Here is a 21,959-nt window from a genome sequence, read left to right on the forward strand (position 1 = left end):
TCATCGAGATAGCGGGCCTCGCGATAGAGGAAGTCCTCGACCTTCTGGCGTGTAACCGTCATAACATCTCCTCCGGCGGACCGCTCCTCAGTCCGCCCCAATCTGATATTTCGAATATGCATCGCGGTGGCGGGGCGTGTGTCGGCCCGCCCGTGGCTTCAGCGCGAAGGGTCGCGCCCGATTGCCTTTCCCAAGGCCTCTTTCCAGTAACTGTGCTGGATGACGAAAAGGCCCTCGTCCTCGGTTTTGGCGCCGGACATCACGGGCTTCAATCCGATCGCAGCAGCGCCTTCATCGGCACCATCGATCCAGTGTGTCGCGCCGCGGCTAAGATCGTTCCAGGCAGCGTGGCGTGCCTGGTAGCCGATCTGGCACGAGCGGAATTCCTCCAGATCGTCCGGGGTCGCCATGCCGCTGGCGTTGAAGAAGTCCTCGTACTGACGGATACGGCGCGCGCGCGCTTCGGCGCTCTCACCCTTCGGTGCTATGCAGTAGATTGTGACTTCCGTCTTATCCACCGCGATCGGGCGATACATCCGGATCTGCGAGGAGAACTGGTCCATCAGATAGACATTCGGATAGAGGCACAGGTTGCGCGAGCGGTCGATCATCCAATCGGCCCAGGCCTGCCCGAAACGCTCCGTCAACTCGTCGCGCTTTTCCGCGAGCGGCCGGTCTTCCGGATTGCTCCAGCGCGTCCACAGCAGGAGATGACCATGCTCGAAGGAATAGAAGCCGCCGCCCTGCTTGGCCCAAGAGCCCGCATCCATTGCCCGCGTCACGTCCTGGCCGGCGGCTGCAGCGATTGCGTCCTTCCGGTGGTTGGTCGTGGCGGCGTAGTTCCAATGAACGGACGAAACGTGATAGCCATCGGCGCCGTTCTCGGTCTGCAACTTCCAGTTTCCGTCATAGATATAGCTCGAACTGCCGCGCAGGACTTCGAGCCCCTCCGGCGACTGGTCGACGATCATATCGATGATCTTTCGCGCCTCGCCAAGATGGTCTTCAAGCGGCAGGACATCGGCATTGAGGCTGCCGAACACGAAGCCGCGGTAATTCGCGAAACGGGCGACCTTGGTAAGGTCGTGCGAGCCATTCTTGTTGAATTGCTCGGGATATCCGGCACCATTCGGATCCTTGGCCTTCAGAAGCTTTCCCGAATTCGAGAAGGACCAGCCGTGGAACGGACAGGTATAGGTGGACCTGTTGCCCCGCTTGTGGCGGCAGATCATTGCCCCGCGATGCGAGCAGGCATTGAGGAAGCAATGCAGGGTCCCTGACTTGTCACGCGAGATCACGATCGGTTGACGGCCGATATAGCCGGTCAGGTAGTCATTGGGTTCGGGAATCTGGCTTTCATGGGCGAGATAGACCCAATTCCCCTCCCAGATATGCTGCATTTCAAGTTCGAACAGTTCGGTATCGGTGAAGATATCGCGGCGGCAACAATAGGCGCCACTGTCCGCATCCTCGATGACGGCATTGTCGAGCTTATCCTCGATACGGCGGTCCGCGGTGACATCCAGCATGTCTCATCCTCCTCGGGTTTGATGGAAGGCGCCACCTCCATGGCGCCTCTTCACGATCTCAGGCCGCAGCCCGTTCGCGTTCAACGATCGTATCGACGATGCCCCCTACGGCGGGCGTCAGGACGAAATCAAAATCGATGGAGGCGTAAGGTGCCTGCACCTGGTTTTCGGCCATCAGCTTCGGGTCGCTGACGCGCGTCACGGCCGGGATCAAATCCTCACGGGTTCCGAAGGCGAAATCTTCGAAAAGATAAGGGTCGCCCTCGATGTTGATTTGCGTCGTCAGGTGACGGAAGCTCGGCGCTTCCACGAAGAAGTGGATATGTGCCGGACGGTGGCCGTGACGGCCAATCGCAAAGAGGAGCTGCTCGGTCGAGCCACCCGGAGGCGTCGAATAGCCACTCGGCATGATGGTGCGGAAACGGTAGCGGCCTTCGGCATCCGTCTCGATGCGGCGGCGCAGGTTGTAGGGCGCCTGCTGTGGATCGAAGTGCGAATAGTTTCCAAGGGTGTTGGCATGCCAAACGTCGACGATTGCGCCGGGGACCGGCTTGCCATGCTGGTCACGCACCTGCCCCTGCATGAAGAGCACTTCACCGTCGTCCGAACCGTCATCGAGACGCGCCATGCCTTTATGGAGAGGGGCGCCGGCAATGTAGAGGGGACCTTCGATCGTGCGTGACGTGCCACCGGCGAGGCCCGCGCGACGCTCGGCTTCATCGAGCCTTAGGTCAAGGAAATGCTCAAGGCCGATGCCCGGGGCTATAAGGCCGAGTTCGTTGTTTCGTCCAGCCGCGCCAAGATAGGCGACCGCACCCCAGACTTCGTTCATACTGATATCGAGATCATCGATCGCCTGAAAGAGATCGCCGAGAAGGCGATTCATGATTTCTTTCAGCCGGCGATCACCACCTTCGGTGTCCAGACCGCTGGCCCGGCGAGCCAGATCCTGAATGACGTTCTTTTCGATAATGCCACTTGCCATAACTTCCTCCTTCGTCTTGGTAACTCTTTAAACCGGTGACCATGCGGCGATGGTCGTTACGGCGGCACCTCCTCCAAGATGTGGTACCTACGTCGAAATCAGCTGCCGTCTTCAGCAATGGCGGAGGGATGACGGCAAAGCGCCCTCACCTTGATCTGCATGAACGGAAACAGCGGCAGCGTTGAGAGAATCTCGTGCAATTCCCCCGGCCCGCTCACGTCGAAAATACTGACATTGGCGTATTGGCCCGCGACGCGCCAAAGGTGCCGCCACTTGCCAGATCCCTGCAGTTCCCGAGCCCGCGCCTTCTCCGTTGCCTTCAGGGCGTCCGCCTCCGCTTTCGGTAGGGCATGCGGCAGATTGACGGTCATTTCCACGTGAAAGAGCATGTTGGTTACCTCGCGACGCGCAAATTGGCGGTAGGCCTGCCATCCCGCCGGAAACGATTGACCGCGACCTCATCCAACGCGATTCCGAGCCCCGGTCCCGTGGGGAGCTGAAGTTCAAAGTCGCGATAAATGAGCGGCTCCGCCAGAATTTCCTCGACCAATAGCAAGGGGCCGAAGAGCTCCGTGCCCCATTGCAGATCCTTGACGCCGGCGAAAAGCTGTGCGGCCGCCATCGTACCGATCGGTCCCTCCAGCATAGTTCCGCCATAAATACTGATCCCCGCAGCTTCCGCGATTGCGATGACCTTGGAGGCAGCGAAGAGGCCGCCAGCCTGTTCAATCTTGATTGAGAAGACATCGGCAGCCCGCGCCGATGCTGCCTCGAGTGCACTCTCCGGCCCAACCAGGACTTCGTCTGCCATCATGGCAACCGACGACTTACGGGTAAGCCGAGCCAACGACGAAATGCCAGCGACCGGTTGTTCGACCAGAACACAACCGACACCCGCAAGAGCAGCGATCGCTGTTCCGGCTTCGCGCTCGCGCCAGGCCATGTTAACGTCGACGCGCACGGTCGCCTCCTCTGGCAGGGCCTTCCTGATCTCGGCGACGTGACGGATGTCTTCGGCGATTGGCTTGCTGCCGATCTTCAATTTGAAATGCTTGTGGCGCTTCAGGTCCAGCATCTGCTGTGCTTCCGCGATGTCCTTGGCCGTGTCACCGGAGGCCAACGTCCAGGCGATCGGCAGCTTGTCACGGCGACGGCCGCCAAGAAGCTCGGATAGCGAAAGGTTGAGGCGACGAGCATGGGCATCGAGCAAGGCCGTCTCGACGGCGCATTTGGCAAAGTTGTTGCCCTTGACCGCCTTGGCGACGAGACCCATGGCCAATTGAATGCGGGTGGCGTCCGCGCCAATCAGAAGCGGTGCGATATACTGGTCGATCGTTAGCTTCATACCTTCAGGGCTTTCAGGACCGTAGGCAAGTCCGCCGATCGTAGTGCCTTCGCCGACGCCCTCGAAGCCATCAGAACAGCGCACACGGACGATCGTCATGCTCTGCCGGTTCATTGTCACCATCGACAGCTGGTGGGGCCGGATCGTGGGCAAATCGAGTATAATAGTCTCGATGGCGAGGATACAGATATCGGCAGTCACGGTGTTTCCACTCCCTGTCTTTACAAGGGAAAACTAGCGTTCAGCCGCAAACTAGTCCAAAACTATAAAGGTCAATTTTCATACCGTAGAGGTATAATCCGATGGACATGCGCCATTTTCGCTATTTCGTGGCCGTCGCTCGCGAACGAAATTTTTCGCGCGCTGCGGAGACTCTCCACATTGCGCAACCGCCGCTGAGCCGCCAGATCCAGCAACTCGAAGATGACCTTGGCGTCGCCCTGATCGATCGCTCCAACCGGCCCTTTACCCTTACCGAGGCGGGGCGCTTCTTCTACGAGCAGGCGGTACAGATGCTCGCGAAGGCGGACCACATCCGGGAGCAGACGCGACGCATCGGTCACTCGAAACGGGAAGTCTTCATCATCGGATGTGTTGCCTCGACGCTTTACGGCGGCATACCGGATCTTGTGCGCCGCATGCGGGCGCGATGGCCGAACCTTGATATCGAGATCCGCGAAATGATGTCGACGGAACAGGTGGTCGCCCTGAAGGAAGGCCGGATCGATCTCGGCTTCGGCCGTGTACGCTTCAATGACACGGAGGTCGAGCGGTTAACATTGAGGGAAGAGCGGTTGTTTCTCGCCTTGCCGAAGGCGCACCCAAAGGCTTTGCCAAATGAGTTAGTTCAACTGCGTGACGTCGAAGGAGAAACGCTCATCGTCTATCCATCAAAGCCGAGACCGAGTTTCGCCGACGAAGTACTGAACCTTCTCGCCGAGCACAATGTTAGCCCGGGAAATGTTGAAGAGGTCCGCGAGATCCAAACGGCACTGGGGCTCGTCGCGGCGACAATGGGTGTTTCGATCATCCCCGCCGCATCCCAGCGGCAACGCCCGGACGATGTTTGCTACCGCATGATCGCTGACGAAAAGGCAACCTCACCCATCATCATGAGCTATCGACAAAAGGATGCGAACAACAGGATCGCCGAGATTAAGACGCTCATTGGCGAGATGTACGCCGACAATCCGACGTGGCTACAGCTGTCGGAGCTGCGCCTCGCAAGATAACCAGTGCCGCGGCCACACGGCCTTTACTCAATCGCCCCTTCGAGTCTGGCGAGCAAACCATTGCGCGGAAGACAGCATTGTTCTTCATTGATAAAAGTTCCCTTGAATTTCCGCCCGTACAATGTCGAAAGCTAGGAATAAATGTTCGTTTGAAAATGCCGGTACTAGCCAAATTCGATTGGTGCCCGAAAGTCTGCAATCGCGTGAGCTTAACTCGATCGAGAAATTGGCACGGCCGGCTGACTGCGTTTGCCCTGCGGGTTGATGGATGTCAACGAGCGCCACACATTCCGGCTTGAGGCGGTTCCGTAATATGGTCCACAGCCATTACTGGCAAACAAACCAATAAAGGGGATCCGCCTACAAGCCACCGCTCGCATATTGCAACAGTGACGCGTCCTGGAGCTTCGAATGATGATCCATCGCCTAGCAAGAGATCGCCTTTATGGCTTCTAACGCCCTCTGCCTTCAATCTCGATGTAAAGCTTTACATCATCTCCTATCATGCCGAGCGCAGCTTTCATCCCGAAGTCGCTTCGCTTGACAGTCGTCTCGGCGCTGAAGCCCACGACATGACTCTTGTCCCAGGGGTTTTCGCCTTCCTTGTTGAAGACGACATCCAGAACGGCAGGCTGGGTGACGCCTGCAATTGTTAGGTTGCCCAGGATGGTTCCGGATTTCGCCCCGGTCGTTTTGAATTCCTTGCCGACGAAAGTGATATCCGGGAACTCGGTAGCATTGAACCAATCAGCGCCCTGGATGTCGCTGTCACGCTGTGTGTTATTGGTGGAAATGCTCGCCACCTTCACCTTCACATCGAGCGAACTTGCTTCCGGATTGGCTGTGTCAAACTCGAAGGTTCCTTCAAAGCCCCTGGCAACACCGATGACACGCGAGAAGCCAAGATGGTCGATGAAGAATGCGATGTTAGAATGAACGATGTCGATATCGAAGGTTTTTGCCTGAAGCTGTCCTGGAGAAAGCACGGCGGCAAAAGCGGCAGATAAGATGCGGGCACGCGTAAGCTTGAACATTGACATTTCCTCCCTTGTCAAATTGGAAAACTGGAACCGTATGAAAAAATGGCGATCGTGACTGCGCATGCGGCGGGGATTGCACAAAGGAACGCGAATCCCATTAAACGGGTTAATCTGCCCTGAAACCCTGCCAACCACTGCATACGCCGGCTAACTTCCGGAACGAAGAAGATGAGGCCGAGCGTCGCGAGCGCGAGGAGATCGGACTTGCGCGTTATCAGGGTTACCGCATAGACGACCGATATTATCCCGCCAGCGCCGCCCAGAAAGGCAGAGGTTCCGAACGGGTCATCCTCAGTGCCGATGCTCCAGGGCAAGGTCGCCAGCACCGCAACCGCAAAGATCACGCAAAGCTGAAGGCTGGTCGAAGATGCGCCCAGCAGGGCGATTGGGGCGAATCCCAGGGACGCGATGGCAAGAAGCAGGCCGCGCTTCATGCCGTCCTCCGCCGCAGTTCCTCCCATCTCTCGCCGCAGCAAGATCATCACGCCAACACCGGTGGCTGCAGCAACGAGAATCTCCAGTGGAGCCTCGCCTAGGCGGCTTTGACCGATATACAAGGCTGCTGCCAGCGGCTGGATCAATAACAGCAATGCTGCGAGGCGGGGCCTACCTGCAAGGTCGGCCGCCAGACCAACAAGAGCACCGGCGAGTGCTATGAAGAAGACCTTGTTCGCCGCTCCTATCGGCGGAAAGGCCGGGACTTTGTTGTAGGCGACGACATAGGCAGCAAGAAAAGCTGCCGGTATGATGGAGCCGGACCAAGCCACGCCGAGACGTGACACGCGGCAAAGGCCCGTCAGCGCGAAGGCAGTAAGAGCAACCGACACGATTCCAAACAGGAGTGCGTCCTGAGGAGAGTTTCCCATGGTCTATGCCGAACGGGCGACCGTGCCGCAACACGGCAAGTCACAATCAGCAACCGAAGAACTTGTAGCGCCTTTGCACCACGCAACAGTGCGCGTGACGACAGATATGTCTGGATGATGCGGCAACGCGTTGTCCTCCCAATGGCGGTTCTGCATACCGACGCTTATGCAAATACCTGTCAGTCTCCCAATACCTCTAGTATCTAAATTGTGTCATGTTGTCAACAGTTGGACTGCTGCAGAACAGATCCTTTTCGGTCAGAGCAACGAGTTGAACGACTGCCGCACTCGCGTGCGAACGGGAGTCTACTTTATGTTTGTTGCTCCGTTCGAAGGACACGAAGGGAATTTGCTCACGTCTCGCCAGCAAGTCTGATGCCGTTCAGGAGATCTCGACGAGTGCCTAAAAGCATCACAGCTTGTTTTGACGTAAATTGCGGATTCGGCATCTTCTAGGTCTGATGCCGTAGGTTGCGCCAGCGCCGATCAATCTTCAGGCGCAAGGGTTACGCTCATTCCTTCCAGCTCCGGCCTAAAGGGGATCTGACAGGAAAGGCGCGACTGCTCTCGCCGGTGGTCTGAGCTGTCGAGCAGTTCATCCTCATCGATGGAAAGCGCCGGTAGATGATGCCTTATGTCGTCATCAACGTAGACATGGCAGGTGGCGCAGGAACAGCAGCCACCGCAGAGCGCAAGCAGCTCGTCCAGGCCGGCATCCCGGATATGCTCCATGACCGACACCCCAGGCCGTCCCTCAACAGGGACGACCTGGCCCGTGCGCGTGATTACTGTAAACGTAGACATCTCGATCCTCCCACATAGTCCGCGACGCACACCGCGTGGCGGTAGCGCCATTTCATCTGTTCACCATCGATTTCAAAGTGATGCCGTTGTCAGCCAGAATGTTCGGAGCGATACGGGCGCAGCGCTCGACAAGCACGCGGCCTTCGACGTAATCTTTCACGGCGTTGACGCAGTCGAGCGCGATGACGACGCCCTCGCGGAGATAGACGACGCTGAATTTTCGTGCGCCGGGATCCCCCCTGACAATGGCCTGATCATATCCGTTTGACAGCCCAATCGTCTGCAGTCGCAGATCATATTGGTTCGACCAAAACCAGGGAACCGCGTTGTAGGGCACCGGCTCTCCACACAAGGTCTTTGCCACAGCCATGGCCTGATCGCTTGCATTCTGGACGGATTCGATCCGCAGGCCGTGACCGGAGACAATGCGCGCGCAATCACCGATGGCGTAAACGTCGGTCAGATTGGTTCGGCAATAATCGTCGATGTCGACGCCGTTGGTTCCCACCGCTCCGGCGGTAATAAGAGGTTCAACGCAGGGCAGAATGCCGATCCCGACGATTGCCATGTCGGCAGTCAAAGATTCGCCATTCATCAGCCGCACGCCGGTCAGGCGCCCATCGCGCCCTACAAAGCTCTCGATACCGGTTTCCAATCTGACATCGACGCCATGCTCGCGATGTTCATTCTCGTAGAAACGAGAAAGGGGCTCAGCTGCCACGCGGGCAAGGACCCTATCCAATGCCTCCATGACGACGACTGTCTTGCCGAGTTTGGTCAGAACGGCTGCGGCCTCAAGCCCAATATAGCCTCCGCCAATGACGACTACGCGCCGCACGCTGGCAAGTTCGTCCATAATCCGGTCGACGTCGCCCCGATTGCGCACAGAATGGATGCCACGAAGTTCATGACCGGCACAGGTCATTTTCCGAGGCCTCCCGCCCGCTGCCCAGATCAGATGGCCATAGCCGAAGGCCGTTCCATTCGCGCAGAGGACCTTCTTATCTTTCGCTTCCAATCTGGCGACCTCGTTTCCAAGCAGGAGGTCGATGTTCCGCGAGGCCCAGAATTCCGGGGGCCGGATGAGAATGCGCTCGAACGGCTTGGCGCCGGAAAGATAGTCCTTGGAGAGCGGCGGGCGCTCATAGGGCAGATCGCGGTCGTCGCTGATAAGACCGATCGACCCGGCAAAACCATGCTGGCGAAGCGAGACAGCCGCCTGAACGCCGCCATGCCCACTGCCCACGATAAGACAATCGTAATTCATCATCGCGCTCCTCCAATTAGGCGCAATCCTTTCGAACTTAGGTCCTCAACCGGGGTTCGCCGGCCGACGCTTGCCTTAGGACCGCGTCGCGCCGATCAGGATGAAAATCATGGTTGCCGGCGATGTGCCCTTGTTGCGCCAGGCATGACGGGTGCCGCACTGGATCACAACGTCGCCTTGCCGAAGATGCACCTCGGCACCGTCGTCGAGTTCTAGCCAGATTTCGCCTTCGAGAACGAGGTCGTAGTCGACCGTGTCCGTCGTGTGCATACCGGGAGCCTCGCGTTCGAAGAGCTCGGCGAGCCCAGGCAGATGCTGGCACTGCTCCGCGTCGGCAGCGATGGGGTCGAAGGACGGATCGGCCATGACGGAGTCCGGCGGAAAGCGCACGATCATCAGACGCGTCTCGCCCTGAGCAGGCGTTATGCCTATTCCCGGAAGGGCCGGGTCCGAGCCATCTAGCGGCAAACACAAATCTGAGGGCGTGGACCAGCAGACAGATGTCATGAAGCCGGGAACGGACTGATGCAAATGGGCATTCGGAGCCGTCCCGTCGCTGACGAAGACGGACTTGCCGTCGCGGATACCGGTCACCACGCGGCGTGGTTTGATGCTGATCTCAGTCGACATAGACAAGCCCCTCCTGCTGTAGTTTTGGGCGCATGTCGTTTACGTCGAGGCTGAGTTCTCCCGCCGCATAGCGCTGGCGTTTCTCTTCCTCCATCTGTTCCCTGCGGCGCGCCTTCTCCAGGACATCCGCGGCGTTCTCCGCCGGCACCACGCAGACACCGTCATCGTCTGCGATGATGACGTCTCCCGGCCGCACTAGCCATCCGGCACAAACAATCGGAACCTGCACATCCGCCAAAGTTTGCTTGACGGTGCCTTGCGCGGAAACCGTCTTAGACCAAACGGGAAACTTCATTTCGGTCAGAGTGGCGATATCGCGGACGCCCGCATCGATGACCAGCCCGCGAATGCCGCGAGCCATTGCGGACGTGGCAAGGAGATCCCCGAAATAGCCATCGTCGCAAGGCGATGTCGGCGATACGACGAGAATGTCACCTGGACGGGCTTGTTCGAGCGCCACATGGATCATCCAATTGTCACCAGGCGCCACTTCGCAGGTTAGCGCATTGCCGGCAATCTTTACGGGGCGATAGATCGGGCGCAGCGAGGCGGCCAGCAGCCCTTTTCTCCCCTGCGCCTCATGAACCGTCGCGACACCCAGCTCGCCAAGACCGCAAACAATGGCATCATCTGTCCGCATCACATTTCTCACTACCTTCGCCATGCTTTTCCTCCCGGTGACCTCCATTGTGGCGCGACCGTCGACACTGTCGCCGCCAGGAAGCCTCCACTTCAAGATACTAAGTAGTATCCAAATTCTTTGTAGAATGTCAATAGCGTAATTGTGTTGGGGTGTTAAATCATGGTCTGAAGCAGGAGAGACACCATCCGACAAAAAGAAGGGGCCATCACATGCCCCCAACAAACTGCAGGTTCTTTGCTTCTGTCAGTGCTTCGGAGTCTTGCCTTCGAAAGAGACAACATCACCAACTGGCTGATAGGCGGCTCCATCGAACTGGAAGAGCTGGAGCGATTCGATCGGATAGACGTCCTTGCCGCTTTTCGTCGTCAGGGTGATGCCCGGCAGCAGCAAATCCAACTGTACATGATCAAGATTGCGTGCAGCCTCCATCATTGCCTCGCGGGTCGGCGCCTTCATCGATTCGAGCACCTTTACCAGTGCATCGCCGATCGCATAGCCGGTCTGACCGACGGCATCATCGGTCGAGAATTTCGACTGGGCGGCCGTGTGATCGGCAAGGAAGCGTTTCACACCCTCATCATCTCCGGGCGCTACGGCATCCACCTGCTTCAGAAATTGGCTGGTAATGATTCCCTTGGCATTTTCGAGACCCGCCGGTTTCAGTGACGCGATGGACGCCGCGATGTTAGAGACGAGGGTCGTCGGCTTCCAGCCGCTTTCGGTCGCGAAGCGCACGGCTTCCGCACCCTGTTTGGGGCCGGTGATCACGACAAGCGTATCCGCGCCGGACGCCTTTAGCGTCGAAAGCTGCGTTTCCACCGTGGGATCGGCCGATGTCACGGGCTGAGCGGCGACGATCGTGACGCCCGAGCCGCTGATCGCACTTTCCAACGCGGTTTGAAACGTCTGTCCCGTCTCCGTGTTCAGATAGAGAAGCGCGATCTTCGCCTGAGGCTTGTTGTCCAGAAGATATTTAGCGAAGACAGCAGCCTCCGTGGTGAAGGACGGGACGAACCCTATCTCCCATTCAGGTCCCGCCAGTTCATGAACGCCGGAATACATGAACAGATTGGGAACTTTGCGCTGCGTGATGTAGCGACCGATGGCCTGGTTGTTCGGCGTGCCCGCCGTCGCAACGACAGCAAGCACTTCTTCCCGCTCGGCGAGCTTGCGCACGTTGGTAAGGGTGCGCTGCGGATCGAGTCCGTCGTCCTCCACCAGCAACTCGATCTTGCGCGTTTTGCCGTCGGCCATCTTGACGCCGCCGGCGGCATTGATCGGATCGGTCCTCGTCCTCACACCGTCGGCGATGGCGCCGAGCGCTGCCACCGGGCCGGTCAGCGGTCCCGAAATGCCGATCGTTACGGTGTCATCCGTGATTCCCGGCGAAGGCTCCTGTGCGTATAAGGGCCCGGCGATAAGCGTTGCCAGTGCGAGCGCGTGCAGCGCAAGCGAGACCTTCGATGAAATTGATCTTTGCATGTCATTCTCCTCCCAATTGTCCGGGCAAAACACCCGAAACACGCGACAAACCCTTTTTTTTGAAGACGCGCCTCAAAGCCTGCAGGCCACCGCCAATCGGAAGCCCGGCTATGCCCTGCCGTGCGGCCATCATCATTACGATCAGGCAGAGACCGTAGATCAGGCCCCCGAGTGCAGGATTGATGTCCGTTGTCCAACCAGGCACGAAGACGATGAAAACCGCGCCGATGAACGCTCCAGCCATGCTGGTGATACCGCCGACGATGCCGCCGATCAGGATGTCGATCGATTTCATCGGCAGGAACGATTGCGGACTGATAAAGCCGTTCAAGATGCCGAAAAGCCCGCCGCCGAGACCCGCCAACGCTGAGCTTGCGGCGAAAGCCGCCAGCCGGCCCTTGGTCAGATTGACGCCCAGCGATTCGGCGATCAGCGGATTGTCGCGCAACGCTCGCAACAGACGGCCAGTGTCACCGCACAGCAGGCGCCTCAGTACGAATACCGAGACAGCGGCGCAAATCAGTGACAGGCCATAGAGCCACAATTCCTGGCTGCCCGGGAACCACTTGGGCGCGATCGGCTGATCGATTGCAAGCCCGGTGACGCCGCCAGTGATCGCGTCCATCTTCAACAGCAGTTGCGGAAAGGCGCTCGCTACACCGAACGTGACGATCGCGAGTTGGAGTCCCTGCAGCCGCAACGCCGGCAGGCCGATCAGTACGCCGATGAGACTGGTGATCATGGCCGCAAAAGGCAGGGTCACGATCGGATCCATGCCGAAGTTCACATTGAGAATAGCCGTCGTATAGGCGCCGATCCCGAACAGCGCGCCCTGAGCGAGACAAATCTGACCGCTGAACCCTAAAAGCAAGTTCAGGCCAAGAATGGCGATGCCATAACAAACAGCGATGCTGAACTCGAACAACATGAAGTCCGGCGCAAAAAGCGGAAGACAGAGGGCCACGCCAGCGACCAGTACTGCGGGAGCGGATTGGAGCCTGTTCATACTTTCACCACCGTGCTGGAACCGAAGAGACCGACCGGCCGAACCAGGAGAATCACCAGCGTCACGGCGATCGGAATGACGATGCGCAGATCCGCGCCGATGAAGGGAACGAAGGTCGCGCCGAGGCTTTCGGCAACACCGACGATTAATCCGCCGACCATGGCTCCGAGGGGGCTATCCCAGCCGCCGAGCGTTGCCGAGGCCAGGGCGTAGAGCAAGATCGGCATCATCATCGTCGGACTGAGGAAAAGACGCGGGCCGACCAGCGCAGCGGCGATGAAGCCGATCGTGGCGGCGAAGCCCCATCCGAGCATCAGCATTCTCTCGACCCTGATGCCGACAAGCAGGCTCTTCTCGCTGCTATAGGCGGAAGCGCGCATGGCCAGCCCGAGACGGGTAAATCGAAAAATGACACCCATCATCGCGGCCAGGCACAGCAGGACGAGCAAGATGCCAAGGGCGCTCGAGGTTATGCGGACCCCAAGGACGTTCCAGCCGTCGCTCGGGAACATTGCCGGGAAGGCGCGCTGGTCGGCGCCCCACAGCCACAGACACAGCGCCTGAAAGAATACGAACAGCCCCAGGGTAACGACGACAACCGTTTCGACCGGGGCCTTCGAGACCGGCTTTATGACGGCACGGAAAACAAAAACTCCGAGCAGGAACGATGCGGCCCCGACAATGATAAACGAGACGGCCATCGGCACGCCCCATTCGCAAAGCTGCCAAGCGCAATAGGCGGAAAGAGTGGCCATCTCGCCCTGGCCGAAGTTGACGATGCGCGTTGCCCGGAAGATCAGAACGAGGGCAAGGGCGAGGGCCGCATAGATGGCGCCGGAAGCAAGGCCGTCGATGAGCAATTGGAAAAAGAGCTGCATGTCACACCCCCAGGTAGGATTGCTGCACGGCTTCGTTGCTCCGCAGATCGCTTGCCGTGCCGCTGATTGTGATCTCGCCAGCCTCCATGACATAGGCGGTATGCGCGAATTGAAGCGTTAGGTCCGCGTTCTGCTCGACGATGAGGATCGTCATGTCATGCTCGCGATTGAGCGACTTGAATATCTCGAAGATCTGCTCGGTTATCGCCGGAGCCAGTCCCAGTGACGGCTCATCGCACATCAGAAGTTTTGGGCGAGACATGAGGGCCCGAGCGAGTGCCAGCATCTGCTGTTCGCCGCCGCTGAGGCTTCCCGCCTGCTGTCGGCGGCGTTCGGCGAGTCGCGGAAATGCCACGTACCAGCGTTCCATGTCGTGCGCGATCTGCCGTTTGTCACGGACGGTAAAGGCACCTGCCGCCAGGTTCTCTTCCACCGAAAAGTCACCGAAGGTGCCACGCCCTTGCGGTATGTGGGCCAGCCCCATTCCTACCCGCCGAGCCGGGCTGCACTGGCGCAATTCCGTTCCGCCGAATTCAACGGCACCCCGCGACGGAAGAAGCCCCGACAGAGCACGCAGGATCGTTGTCTTGCCCGCACCGTTGGCGCCCAGAAGGGCCACAATCGTGCCCTGCTCGACAGTAAAATTCACCTTGTGAAGAACATCCGTGGCGCCATATCCAGCCCAAAGGTCCCGGACCGTGAGAATGTTCATCTGGACCTCCCGAGATATGCGTCGATGACCGCCCAATTGGCTCTCACCTCTTCGGGCCTGCCGCGTGCCAGATTCTGTCCGAGGTGGAAGACCTCGATCCGGTCGCACAGGCTCATGACCAGGCCCATGTGATGTTCGATCAGGACGACCGTAACGCCGTATGTTGTCCTCACGCGAGAGACCAAATGACCGAATTCCCCGACTTCACCGTGCGTAAGACCGCCTGCGGGTTCATCGAGGAGCAGGACTATCGGTCTGGACGCCAGGGCACGGGCGATCTCCATGCGTTTTTGCGTCGCATAGGGCAGAGATCCGGCCGGTACGCCAGCGACGTCCTTCAGGTCGAGGTCAGCTAGAATTTCCCTGCAGCGATGCTCTATCTCCTGCTCCCGTTGCCGCGAACGGCCCGGTCGCATCAAGGCGTCGATGAAGCGCCCGCCGCTGATGTGATGGGCGCCGAGCATGACGTTCTCAAGCACCGTCATGCCGGCGTAGATGCCGAGGTTCTGGAATGTCCGCGCGATACCCATGCGGATGATCTGGCGAGGTGGCAGGGTTTCGATTGTTTGCCCGCGCAGCCGGATAGTGCCAGCGGTCACGGCGCTGAGCCGCGTAATGCAGTTGAAAAGCGTGGTCTTGCCCGCGCCGTTGGGGCCGATCAGCCCGCAAATCTCACCAGCGCTCACGTTCAACGATACGCCTCGCAGCGCATGGATGCCGCCAAAACGGACATCAACCTTCTCAACCGCAAGCACTGGGCCGCCCTCCTCGGGGGCCGGCGCAACCACAGCCATTGTCTCTCCTCCCTCGTCTTGGAACTGTTGTCTGAGCCGTCTCTCCTCGTCGCGTTTCGCTCTCCTCAAAACGCGGTTGACAGCACTTGCTCCTCAAGATACCGTAAAGTATCTGAAATCTACACGGTATGTCAACCGCTACTTTAGACAGGCAAAAAAGAATTGTCGTGCCGACGTTAGACGCTTCCTTGACGGAGCACGGGCAGAAAGTCCTGACGTTGGCCGGGCGGTTCCGTCCGTTCTTTTTGGACCCACGACAGTACCTTAACCTGGCGCCTCGGCGTCCATTCGAGACCTCACCCTAAACCTGAAGGAGATTACTTTGATTGACGTGCGCACTGCCCCCTATGCCATTCTCGTCCTGCGCGTAGCGCTCGGTCTTTTGTTTCTCGCACATGCGGGGCTTAAGATCTTTGTGTTCACACCTGCCGGAACGGCCCAATTCTTTGGGAGCCTTGGGCTCCCCCCGGCGCTTGCCTATTTGACAATAGCGGTCGAACTTGCCGGAGGCCTTGCGCTGATCGCTGGCTTCTTCGCACGCATCGCTGCAGTAGCGCTCATTCCCGTGCTGCTTGGAGCCATATTCACTGTGCACGCTACTGCTGGCTTTTTCTTCACCAATCCGAATGGCGGATGGGAGTTTCCTGCATTCTGGATCGTTGGCCTCGTTGCCGTCGCTCTAGGTGGCGACGGAGCTCATTCGCTTCGGCCCACCTTAAAGGCTTAGTGTTTCTGTCCGGCGGGCCGGCGTGCTAATGCACGCATAGGCTCGCCGGAATTCTGTTCAGGGAGTGCGGACAAATATGTTGCGCCCCGTCACCAGGTAAAATAATCACCGACCGTTACGGCCATTATACGATTGAGCTGGAATCCCATTGGCTTTGCGCAAGGTGAAAATGACGACGCCAATGATCACGCGCGGAAGACCTCTCGCCGCGTCTATTCGAAATTGGATACACAACTTCGAGCCCGAAGAATTCGATCGAATGTGGGGGCCGATTGGAGCGGTTGGCATCCGACCGCAGCGCATTAGCTGGCCGTCTCGCGCTCCAGGCCATATGCCATGTACATCGAGGTCAACGAAACCTTGACCAGTTCACCGACAGTCGGGCCATTTGTGAAGCTTGACGCTGCGCCATAAGTTAACTCGAAAACAATTCCTCCAAGCGTCGCCGGTCCGGCCGGCGCCTTGCCTTCTGGAAAGAGGCGCAAGAGAATCTTACCCAGTCCCTCCCACTGCGCACGAAACAAATTCGAGTGTCGCTCGCCAAAAGTCGCATCGCGTCTTGCGCGCCGAAACAGTTCCAGCGCCAGCATACCCCAGCTTGGGTCGGCGGAGCGATCTTGCGCCCAGTTGCTGAGGGTATCAATCAACACCTGTCCATCTTCGATGTCCCCGAGAAGGCGTTGGAGTTCCGTAACGTCTTGGCCGGAATGCGTCTCCAGCAGATAAAGGAAAATGTCTTCCTTCCCATGGAAGTTGGAATAAAACGCACCTTTGCTGAAGCCCGCTTCCTCGGCGATGCGCTCGACCGTTGCGCCCTCGTATCCGTCGCGTGCAACAACTTCACGCGCAGACGCCAGCAGTTTTGCTTTCGTCTGCGCCTGGCTCTGTTCGCGTGTTAGTCGCGCCAACTTTACACTCCTTGATTGCTCCGGCATTCAGATACTAACGCGTATCCCGAAAGCCGGCTGGCGTCAATCGAGTACTGAAAGAATGCAGGCCATGGACCAAAACATCATGAATTCCGGGCCTTGCTTCTGCCATCGCCAGTTCCAGCCGTTTATCTTGAGCACGGCATAGCTGGCGCCCAGTAGAACCGCTACCGCCATGCCCGCCGCTAGCCGGGGAAAGATATTGAATACCATGCCAGCTCCAGCAATCAGTTCCACGACGATGGTCACGATGACGAAAAGGCGGGCAGGATGAAATCCGGCTTTGGCAAATGTCGCAGAGGCGGGACCGACGTGCCTGATTTTCCCGACGCAATGTGGGATGAACCAGATGCCGCACAGCACCCTTAGGATAGCCATAGGTTCGAGTGAGAATTCCATGATTTTATCCCACCTGCACTGCGAGAGTATTTTTGACGAAGCTGTCGTCGTACGTCATCGGTGTCTGACCCAATATATCCTTCGACTCACTCCGTTGTGCCTGTTGGCCGCCGGTTACACTAAACATTTCAACCTCCCGATTTCACATTAGGCGCGTGCCCCGCGCAGGCAGGGCCGAGCCGGCATTTCTTCCTCCGGTCAAGCCAACATCGCACTTCCTCAAAGATATGACGCACAATTTCAGATACCGATTAGTATCTACAGACTGATGCGAACGTCAAGAGGAAACGAAGCTCGACTCACCGAGCGGAGGACAAAGGGAAAGACAACGTGACCGACTGTATGGTGGCCATGACAATCGTCCGGGTGGAGCATCCGAAGCAGACGTTGTCGTCAAGGCACTCTCCTGCGGCATGACACCCATTTGCAGAATCGTGCGGCGCCTATTGCTCTAGCCGTTTCCGACCCACCGTTGCGGGCCGCCAGCCGCCACGGTCCTTCTTTATTGCAACGAACGCGGGGCAGGTCGGCTCGACGCTGTATCGGCACTATGGACTTGACGACCGGGACTATAAAACCAACCTGTTTCTCCAAGACGGTCGGGCTCACCTTCGCGCGGAAGGCACTATTCGGTTAGTTGCCGGGCTCGGGTTTCCCTGGACGATGTGCACGTCCTTCGCCTCATTCCGAGAAAGTGGGCGGACGGCCTCTGTGAATTCGTGGAGCGCAATCGCTACAGGCTTGCCGGGAGAACGACTACCTGCTTCGCTCCAAAGCCAGAAGAAAGAGACCGCTTCATCGTTTAACATATTCGGCTTTCGAGGCACCGACCTTGATGGCCAGAGGACCTGAGTCCGCCACGAGAAGCAACATCTTGAGGTAATCGGAGATCGGCGACCCCAGCAAAATACGTGGATGAGCTCGCAGCGGTAACAGCAGGAATGTCTTCGCCGACGAGCGGGGCAGGACGGCCTGCGCTCCCTGGTAGGTCAGGACCGCGTTTATTGATAGTCGTTTTTGATTCGCCTATGCGCTAGAGCGTGACGGCGTAATAGGTAAAGCCGCCATCGCCCTTGGTAACGCCGGAAATCGCTTCATTGATTTTCTCCAGCGGCCAGACCATCGGCTCCATAATCGAAAGGTCAACGACATTGCCTTCGACCATGGAGGCAATTTCCATGCCCTCTGCCGCGGTGAACCAGACCGAGCCGATCAGTTCCATCTGTTCGTCCATCCACCATTTAACGTCAACAGGCAGATCGCCCGCAGTGCCACCGATATTGACGATGCGGCCACCGCGCCGAACACCCTTCATAGCGTCGAGCATGGACTCCAGCGGCGCCTTCGCACCAAGCGTGTCTAGCATCAGATCAGCGCCGACACCGTCTGTTTTCGTTCTCACGAATTCGGCGGTAGAGCCGGCGCGGTTCGAGAAGGTTTCAATCCTGTTTGGGGCAAGCGCCTTAAGGCGGGTAAGCAATTCGTCGCCGCGCGCGACTGCGTAAATCTTGCCTACACCCATGGCTAGCGCAAAGAGTGTAGCTCCGACCCCAAGGGTTCCGGTCGCTCCATTAATGATCAGCGAGCGCCCCATCAATGGGCCGCATTTCTTCAAAGCCGCATAGGACGTGCCGAGATATCCCATGCGCGATCCCTGCACAAAAGACATGTTGTCCGGGATTTTGACGATCTGTGCTTGCGGCGCCAGCATGTATTCGCAGAAGCCCCCGTACGGATAGCGCCTGAACATCTCCAGGCTCTTCGGATTGTAGCCAAAATAGCCGCCGAGCGTCCAATGCTGGCAGGCCTGCGGACGACCCGACGAACACGCGTGGCAGGCTCCACAAAAACGACCCGGGTTAACGTAAACCCGGTCCCCTAATTTAAGACCCACGACTTGTTCGCCGACCTGATGAACGATCCCCGAGGGATCGAGGCCATGGATTGCAGGCCGCGGCGGCAAGGGCATCTGCGGATACCACGTTTCCCAATTCGCCAGCACATTGCCAAGATTGGGCACCATTCCGCAGGCCTTGACCTCTACCACGACATCACTGCCGGAGACGACGGGCCTTTCCACTTGTTCCATTTTCATCGGCTCGCCGACCGCGTGCAGCCGCGCGGCGCGCATTGTTAGCGTCATGATATCCTCCCACTGATATTGGATACTTATAGTTTCCCAATACCAAATGGTATCTCACTTGGCAAGGTCGTCGCGTCATTGGACGGCTGGCAAGCCGAAAGAATGAAGATTTGCCAATTCGAATAAAAAGATCCGCCCTGAATTTCGCAGGCCGCTGCTCATTGACAGCCGATTCATTTCGAGATACGTCTTGGTATCTGAAAACGATCTAGTATGCGAAATCAAACTTGGCACGAGCAGAGAAAATAACCGAGGCGGGAGGAGCAGTGCTGAATCAGTACTGCCGTCTTGATGTTCTTAATCGGAGGAAGAAATGTCTAGCCATGCGTCGGAGTTGACGAGCGACAATCTGTATGCAGACCCCTACCCCGTCTATGCGCGACTCCGCAAGGAAGCTCCGGTGGCCTTTTTTGAGGGGACCAAAGAGTATTTTGTCACCCGCTATGACGATTGCCGTACGGTCGGTGCAAATGACAAGATTTTCGGTCCGTCAGGCGCTGCCGACCGGCCAGAGGCCCGCGTCATGGGCATGCCGAACGTCTTGACCATGTCGGGCGAAGAGCACGCATGTCTGCGCCAAGGCATTGAAATTGATCTGACGGCGGAGCGCGTGCGTTCCTATGTCGATCGCCTCACGCGGCCCGTGGTGCAGCGCTTCATCGACCAGATCAAAAACAAAGGCGAGGCAAACCTCACGACCGAGCTATTCGAGCCCATTTCCGTGCGCTGCATCGGCGACGTGATCGGGCTGACGGAGACCTCGAATGACAATCTCGTCGAGTGGTTCCACGCCATGGCGCTCGGACTGCAGAATGTTTCCAACGACAAAGCCGTCTGGGATCGGCTCGACGCGGCCCTTCAGGACATCAGCGACCAGCTTGGCGCACTCTACTACGCTGCGTTGTCGAAGCCGAACCACACGCTGATAAGCCACGTCATGTATGGCGGCATGCCGGACGGCAAGGTGCGTAGCCTGCAAGAGATCTCCCCGACCATGCGCGTCATCATTCTGGGAGGGCTGCAGGAACCCGGACATGCGGCGGCAAATGCCTGCGCCGGCCTGCTTTCGAACTCCGATCAGGCGAAGGTGATGGCGGAGGACCCGACGGCACACGCGCTGAGGGCTTTCGATGAGGGGTTGCGCTGGATTGCGCCGATCGGAGTGACACCGCGCGTCGCCGCCGAAGATTTCGAGGTTGCCGGCACAACGATTCCCGCCGGGTCCTCAGTGGCTATCGTCATGGGCTCGGCAAACCGCGATGAAGGACGTTTTGAACACGCGGATCAGTTCGACATGTTCCGCAAGAAGAAGCAGCACGTTTCGTTCGGCTTCCGGCCGCATTTCTGTTCGGGTCATTTCCTCTCTCGGGCGATGGGTGAGATCGCACTTGAGGAGGCCTTCAGGCAGCTCCCGAACCTGCGTCTCGATCCAGACAAGGAGCTGAAGGCCAAAGGCTGGCGTTTCCGCGGCGTGAATGTTCTTCCCGCAAGATGGGATGTATGATGACTCTCATTATCGACTGTCACGGCCATTTCACAACAGAGCCGCAGAAACATCATGACTTCCGCCAGGCGCAGGTCGCCTATGCGGAAGGCAAGTCCCCTGAAAGACCCGTCTACCCTGGCATTTCCGACACGGAATTATCGGTGATTGTTGAGGGCAATCAGCTGCGGCTCCAAAAGGAACGTGGGTCGGACCTGACAATCATTAGTCCGCGCGCTTCCGGGATGGGGCATCATATTGGCGACGTGGATATCGCGACCGAATGGGCAACCATATCCAACGATTGTGTCCAACAGATCGTCGACATGTTCCCGGAGAATTTCGCCGGTGTCTGCCAACTGCCACAGACGATCGACGGCGACTTCAAGCCGGTGATCGGGGAGTTGGAACGCCGCGTCGACCAAGGCTTCGTCGGTTGCAACCTCAATCCTGACCCATCGGGTGGGCGATGGAGTGCGCCTCCGATCTATGATGAATGGTGGGATCCGATGTGGGAAGCCATGGCCGCGCTGGATGTGCCGGCGATGATTCATGTATCAGGCTCATGCGAACGCTGCATGCATACGACCGGTGCCCACTACATCAACGCCGATACGGCTGTCTTTATGCAGCTGATCCAGGGGGACCTTTTCGAACGGCATCCGAAGCTGCGCCTGATCATCCCGCATGGCGGCGGCGCGGCGCCTTATCACTGGGGACGCTACCGTGGCCTGTCGATCATGCTCGAAAAGCCCCCGCTTGGCGAGCATCTGATGAACAACCTGTTTTTTGACACCTGCGTCTATCACCAGGCCGGCATCGATACGCTGTTCCGGGTGGTCGACAAGAAGAACATCCTGTTCGGCTCCGAGCTGCTCGGCGCTGTGAAGGCCGTGGATCCGGAAACCGGGCACAGCTTCGACGACACCAAGCGCTATATCGACGCGCTGAACCTGAGCATGGAAGACAGACACGCAATCTTCGAAAGCAATGTGCGTCGTGTCTATCCCTTGCTCGACAAACGGCTCAAGGCACAGAGCCGCTAGTTCGCTGCAGCCACATTGG

22 protein-coding genes are annotated in these 21,959 nt (G+C 58.3%); 4 read left to right on the forward strand and 18 right to left on the reverse strand.

Annotated elements, in window-relative coordinates:
• Nucleotides 1-158: 158 nt before the first annotated feature.
• The 4 genes from benA to AAAC48_RS25275 all read right to left on the reverse strand — a co-directional run bounded on the left by benA (nt 159) and on the right by AAAC48_RS25275 (nt 4,060).
• A complete protein-coding gene (benA, locus tag AAAC48_RS25260) occupies nt 159-1,529 on the reverse strand; it encodes a benzoate 1,2-dioxygenase large subunit (protein WP_340656837.1) in 1,371 nt (456 codons plus the stop codon).
• 58 nt (nt 1,530-1,587) lie between these two features.
• The gene (catA, locus tag AAAC48_RS25265) at nt 1,588-2,514 is read right to left on the reverse strand and encodes a catechol 1,2-dioxygenase (protein WP_340656838.1); all 927 of its coding nucleotides are present in this window, start codon (nt 2,512-2,514) and stop codon (nt 1,588-1,590) included.
• Nucleotides 2,515-2,612: 98 nt separating this feature from the next.
• Nucleotides 2,613-2,903 (reverse strand): muconolactone Delta-isomerase, encoded by a 291-nt coding sequence (catC, locus tag AAAC48_RS25270; RefSeq protein ID WP_340656839.1) that lies wholly within the window; start codon nt 2,901-2,903, stop codon nt 2,613-2,615.
• 5 nt (nt 2,904-2,908) lie between these two features.
• Nucleotides 2,909-4,060, reverse strand: a complete 1,152-nt coding sequence (locus AAAC48_RS25275; RefSeq protein WP_340656840.1) for a muconate/chloromuconate family cycloisomerase — start codon at nt 4,058-4,060, stop codon at nt 2,909-2,911.
• Nucleotides 4,061-4,161: 101 nt separating this feature from the next.
• Between AAAC48_RS25275 and AAAC48_RS25280 the strand changes: the two genes are divergently transcribed.
• A complete protein-coding gene (locus tag AAAC48_RS25280; protein ID WP_340656841.1) occupies nt 4,162-5,091 on the forward strand; it encodes a LysR family transcriptional regulator in 930 nt (309 codons plus the stop codon).
• A gap of 452 nt (nt 5,092-5,543) precedes the next feature.
• On the opposite strand, the gene AAAC48_RS25285 is transcribed toward AAAC48_RS25280, so the two are convergent.
• The 11 genes from AAAC48_RS25285 to AAAC48_RS25335 form a co-directional block, all read right to left on the reverse strand.
• A complete protein-coding gene (locus tag AAAC48_RS25285) occupies nt 5,544-6,125 on the reverse strand; it encodes a YceI family protein (RefSeq protein WP_340656842.1) in 582 nt (193 codons plus the stop codon).
• Between the two features lie 17 nt (nt 6,126-6,142).
• Nucleotides 6,143-6,997, reverse strand: a complete 855-nt coding sequence (locus tag AAAC48_RS25290; protein WP_340656843.1) for a hypothetical protein — start codon at nt 6,995-6,997, stop codon at nt 6,143-6,145.
• Nucleotides 6,998-7,483: 486 nt separating this feature from the next.
• Complete coding sequence (locus tag AAAC48_RS25295) at nt 7,484-7,801, reverse strand: 2Fe-2S iron-sulfur cluster-binding protein (RefSeq protein WP_340656844.1); 318 nt, start codon at nt 7,799-7,801, stop codon at nt 7,484-7,486.
• A 52-nt stretch (nt 7,802-7,853) separates the two neighbouring features.
• Nucleotides 7,854-9,071 (reverse strand): FAD-dependent oxidoreductase, encoded by a 1,218-nt coding sequence (locus AAAC48_RS25300; RefSeq protein ID WP_340656845.1) that lies wholly within the window; start codon nt 9,069-9,071, stop codon nt 7,854-7,856.
• Nucleotides 9,072-9,143: 72 nt separating this feature from the next.
• Nucleotides 9,144-9,698 (reverse strand): cupin domain-containing protein, encoded by a 555-nt coding sequence (locus tag AAAC48_RS25305; RefSeq protein WP_340656846.1) that lies wholly within the window; start codon nt 9,696-9,698, stop codon nt 9,144-9,146.
• A complete protein-coding gene (locus AAAC48_RS25310; protein WP_340656847.1) occupies nt 9,688-10,362 on the reverse strand; it encodes a 4-carboxy-4-hydroxy-2-oxoadipate aldolase/oxaloacetate decarboxylase in 675 nt (224 codons plus the stop codon). The genes AAAC48_RS25305 and AAAC48_RS25310 overlap by 11 nt, the downstream gene beginning before the upstream one ends.
• 222 nt (nt 10,363-10,584) lie before the next feature.
• Entirely contained in the window at nt 10,585-11,823 is a 1,239-nt protein-coding gene (locus AAAC48_RS25315) for an ABC transporter substrate-binding protein (RefSeq protein ID WP_340656848.1), read from the reverse strand.
• Between the two features lies 1 nt (nt 11,824).
• Nucleotides 11,825-12,829: a branched-chain amino acid ABC transporter permease gene (locus tag AAAC48_RS25320; RefSeq protein ID WP_340656849.1), complete on the reverse strand. Its 1,005-nt coding sequence runs from the start codon at nt 12,827-12,829 to the stop codon at nt 11,825-11,827.
• Complete coding sequence (locus tag AAAC48_RS25325; RefSeq protein ID WP_340656850.1) at nt 12,826-13,707, reverse strand: branched-chain amino acid ABC transporter permease; 882 nt, start codon at nt 13,705-13,707, stop codon at nt 12,826-12,828. Before AAAC48_RS25325 ends, AAAC48_RS25320 begins: the two co-directional genes overlap by 4 nt.
• 1 nt (nt 13,708) lies before the next feature.
• Complete coding sequence (locus tag AAAC48_RS25330) at nt 13,709-14,419, reverse strand: ABC transporter ATP-binding protein (RefSeq protein WP_340656851.1); 711 nt, start codon at nt 14,417-14,419, stop codon at nt 13,709-13,711.
• Complete coding sequence (locus AAAC48_RS25335) at nt 14,416-15,213, reverse strand: ABC transporter ATP-binding protein (protein ID WP_340656852.1); 798 nt, start codon at nt 15,211-15,213, stop codon at nt 14,416-14,418. Before AAAC48_RS25335 ends, AAAC48_RS25330 begins: the two co-directional genes overlap by 4 nt.
• Before the next feature lie 322 nt (nt 15,214-15,535).
• On the opposite strand from AAAC48_RS25335, the gene AAAC48_RS25340 reads away from it, so the two are divergent.
• A complete protein-coding gene (locus tag AAAC48_RS25340) occupies nt 15,536-15,940 on the forward strand; it encodes a DoxX family protein (protein WP_340656853.1) in 405 nt (134 codons plus the stop codon).
• A gap of 302 nt (nt 15,941-16,242) precedes the next feature.
• Here the strand turns inward: AAAC48_RS25340 and AAAC48_RS25345 are convergent, their stop codons facing one another.
• The 3 genes from AAAC48_RS25345 to AAAC48_RS25355 form a co-directional block, all read right to left on the reverse strand.
• Entirely contained in the window at nt 16,243-16,848 is a 606-nt protein-coding gene (locus tag AAAC48_RS25345) for a TetR/AcrR family transcriptional regulator (protein ID WP_340656854.1), read from the reverse strand.
• Between the two features lie 63 nt (nt 16,849-16,911).
• Nucleotides 16,912-17,268 carry a DoxX family protein gene (locus AAAC48_RS25350; RefSeq protein ID WP_340656855.1) on the reverse strand — a complete coding sequence of 119 codons (357 nt, stop codon included), beginning with the start codon at nt 17,266-17,268 and terminating at the stop codon, nt 16,912-16,914.
• A 1,033-nt stretch (nt 17,269-18,301) separates the two neighbouring features.
• Nucleotides 18,302-19,411, reverse strand: coding sequence for an alcohol dehydrogenase catalytic domain-containing protein (locus AAAC48_RS25355; RefSeq protein ID WP_340656856.1), 1,110 nt, complete (start codon nt 19,409-19,411; stop codon nt 18,302-18,304).
• A 313-nt stretch (nt 19,412-19,724) separates the two neighbouring features.
• On the opposite strand from AAAC48_RS25355, the gene AAAC48_RS25360 reads away from it, so the two are divergent.
• Both AAAC48_RS25360 and AAAC48_RS25365 read left to right on the forward strand, forming a co-directional pair.
• Nucleotides 19,725-20,915: a cytochrome P450 gene (locus AAAC48_RS25360; RefSeq protein WP_340656857.1), complete on the forward strand. Its 1,191-nt coding sequence runs from the start codon at nt 19,725-19,727 to the stop codon at nt 20,913-20,915.
• Nucleotides 20,915-21,940 (forward strand): amidohydrolase family protein, encoded by a 1,026-nt coding sequence (locus tag AAAC48_RS25365; RefSeq protein ID WP_340656864.1) that lies wholly within the window; start codon nt 20,915-20,917, stop codon nt 21,938-21,940. Before AAAC48_RS25360 ends, AAAC48_RS25365 begins: the two co-directional genes overlap by 1 nt.
• Nucleotides 21,941-21,959: the final 19 nt, after the last annotated feature.

This window comes from Phyllobacterium sp. (genome assembly GCF_037994405.1).
Lineage (GTDB): Bacteria > Pseudomonadota > Alphaproteobacteria > Rhizobiales > Rhizobiaceae > Phyllobacterium.

Coding starts and splice junctions, on each gene's coding strand:
- AAAC48_RS25355 (WP_340656856.1), bottom strand. CDS start 19,411: ATGACGCTAACAATGCGCGCCGCGCGGCTGCACGCGGTCGGCGAGCCG.
- AAAC48_RS25300 (WP_340656845.1), bottom strand. CDS start 9,071: ATGATGAATTACGATTGTCTTATCGTGGGCAGTGGGCATGGCGGCGTT.
- AAAC48_RS25350 (WP_340656855.1), bottom strand. CDS start 17,268: ATGGAATTCTCACTCGAACCTATGGCTATCCTAAGGGTGCTGTGCGGC.
- AAAC48_RS25325 (WP_340656850.1), bottom strand. CDS start 13,707: ATGCAGCTCTTTTTCCAATTGCTCATCGACGGCCTTGCTTCCGGCGCC.
- AAAC48_RS25320 (WP_340656849.1), bottom strand. CDS start 12,829: ATGAACAGGCTCCAATCCGCTCCCGCAGTACTGGTCGCTGGCGTGGCC.
- AAAC48_RS25310 (WP_340656847.1), bottom strand. CDS start 10,362: ATGGCGAAGGTAGTGAGAAATGTGATGCGGACAGATGATGCCATTGTT.
- AAAC48_RS25295 (WP_340656844.1), bottom strand. CDS start 7,801: ATGTCTACGTTTACAGTAATCACGCGCACGGGCCAGGTCGTCCCTGTT.
- AAAC48_RS25305 (WP_340656846.1), bottom strand. CDS start 9,698: ATGTCGACTGAGATCAGCATCAAACCACGCCGCGTGGTGACCGGTATC.
- AAAC48_RS25285 (WP_340656842.1), bottom strand. CDS start 6,125: ATGTTCAAGCTTACGCGTGCCCGCATCTTATCTGCCGCTTTTGCCGCC.
- AAAC48_RS25365 (WP_340656864.1), top strand. CDS start 20,915: ATGACTCTCATTATCGACTGTCACGGCCATTTCACAACAGAGCCGCAG.
- catA (WP_340656838.1), bottom strand. CDS start 2,514: ATGGCAAGTGGCATTATCGAAAAGAACGTCATTCAGGATCTGGCTCGC.
- AAAC48_RS25290 (WP_340656843.1), bottom strand. CDS start 6,997: ATGGGAAACTCTCCTCAGGACGCACTCCTGTTTGGAATCGTGTCGGTT.
- benA (WP_340656837.1), bottom strand. CDS start 1,529: ATGCTGGATGTCACCGCGGACCGCCGTATCGAGGATAAGCTCGACAAT.
- AAAC48_RS25315 (WP_340656848.1), bottom strand. CDS start 11,823: ATGCAAAGATCAATTTCATCGAAGGTCTCGCTTGCGCTGCACGCGCTC.
- AAAC48_RS25335 (WP_340656852.1), bottom strand. CDS start 15,213: ATGGCTGTGGTTGCGCCGGCCCCCGAGGAGGGCGGCCCAGTGCTTGCG.
- AAAC48_RS25280 (WP_340656841.1), top strand. CDS start 4,162: ATGGACATGCGCCATTTTCGCTATTTCGTGGCCGTCGCTCGCGAACGA.
- AAAC48_RS25360 (WP_340656857.1), top strand. CDS start 19,725: ATGTCTAGCCATGCGTCGGAGTTGACGAGCGACAATCTGTATGCAGAC.
- AAAC48_RS25330 (WP_340656851.1), bottom strand. CDS start 14,419: ATGAACATTCTCACGGTCCGGGACCTTTGGGCTGGATATGGCGCCACG.
- catC (WP_340656839.1), bottom strand. CDS start 2,903: ATGCTCTTTCACGTGGAAATGACCGTCAATCTGCCGCATGCCCTACCG.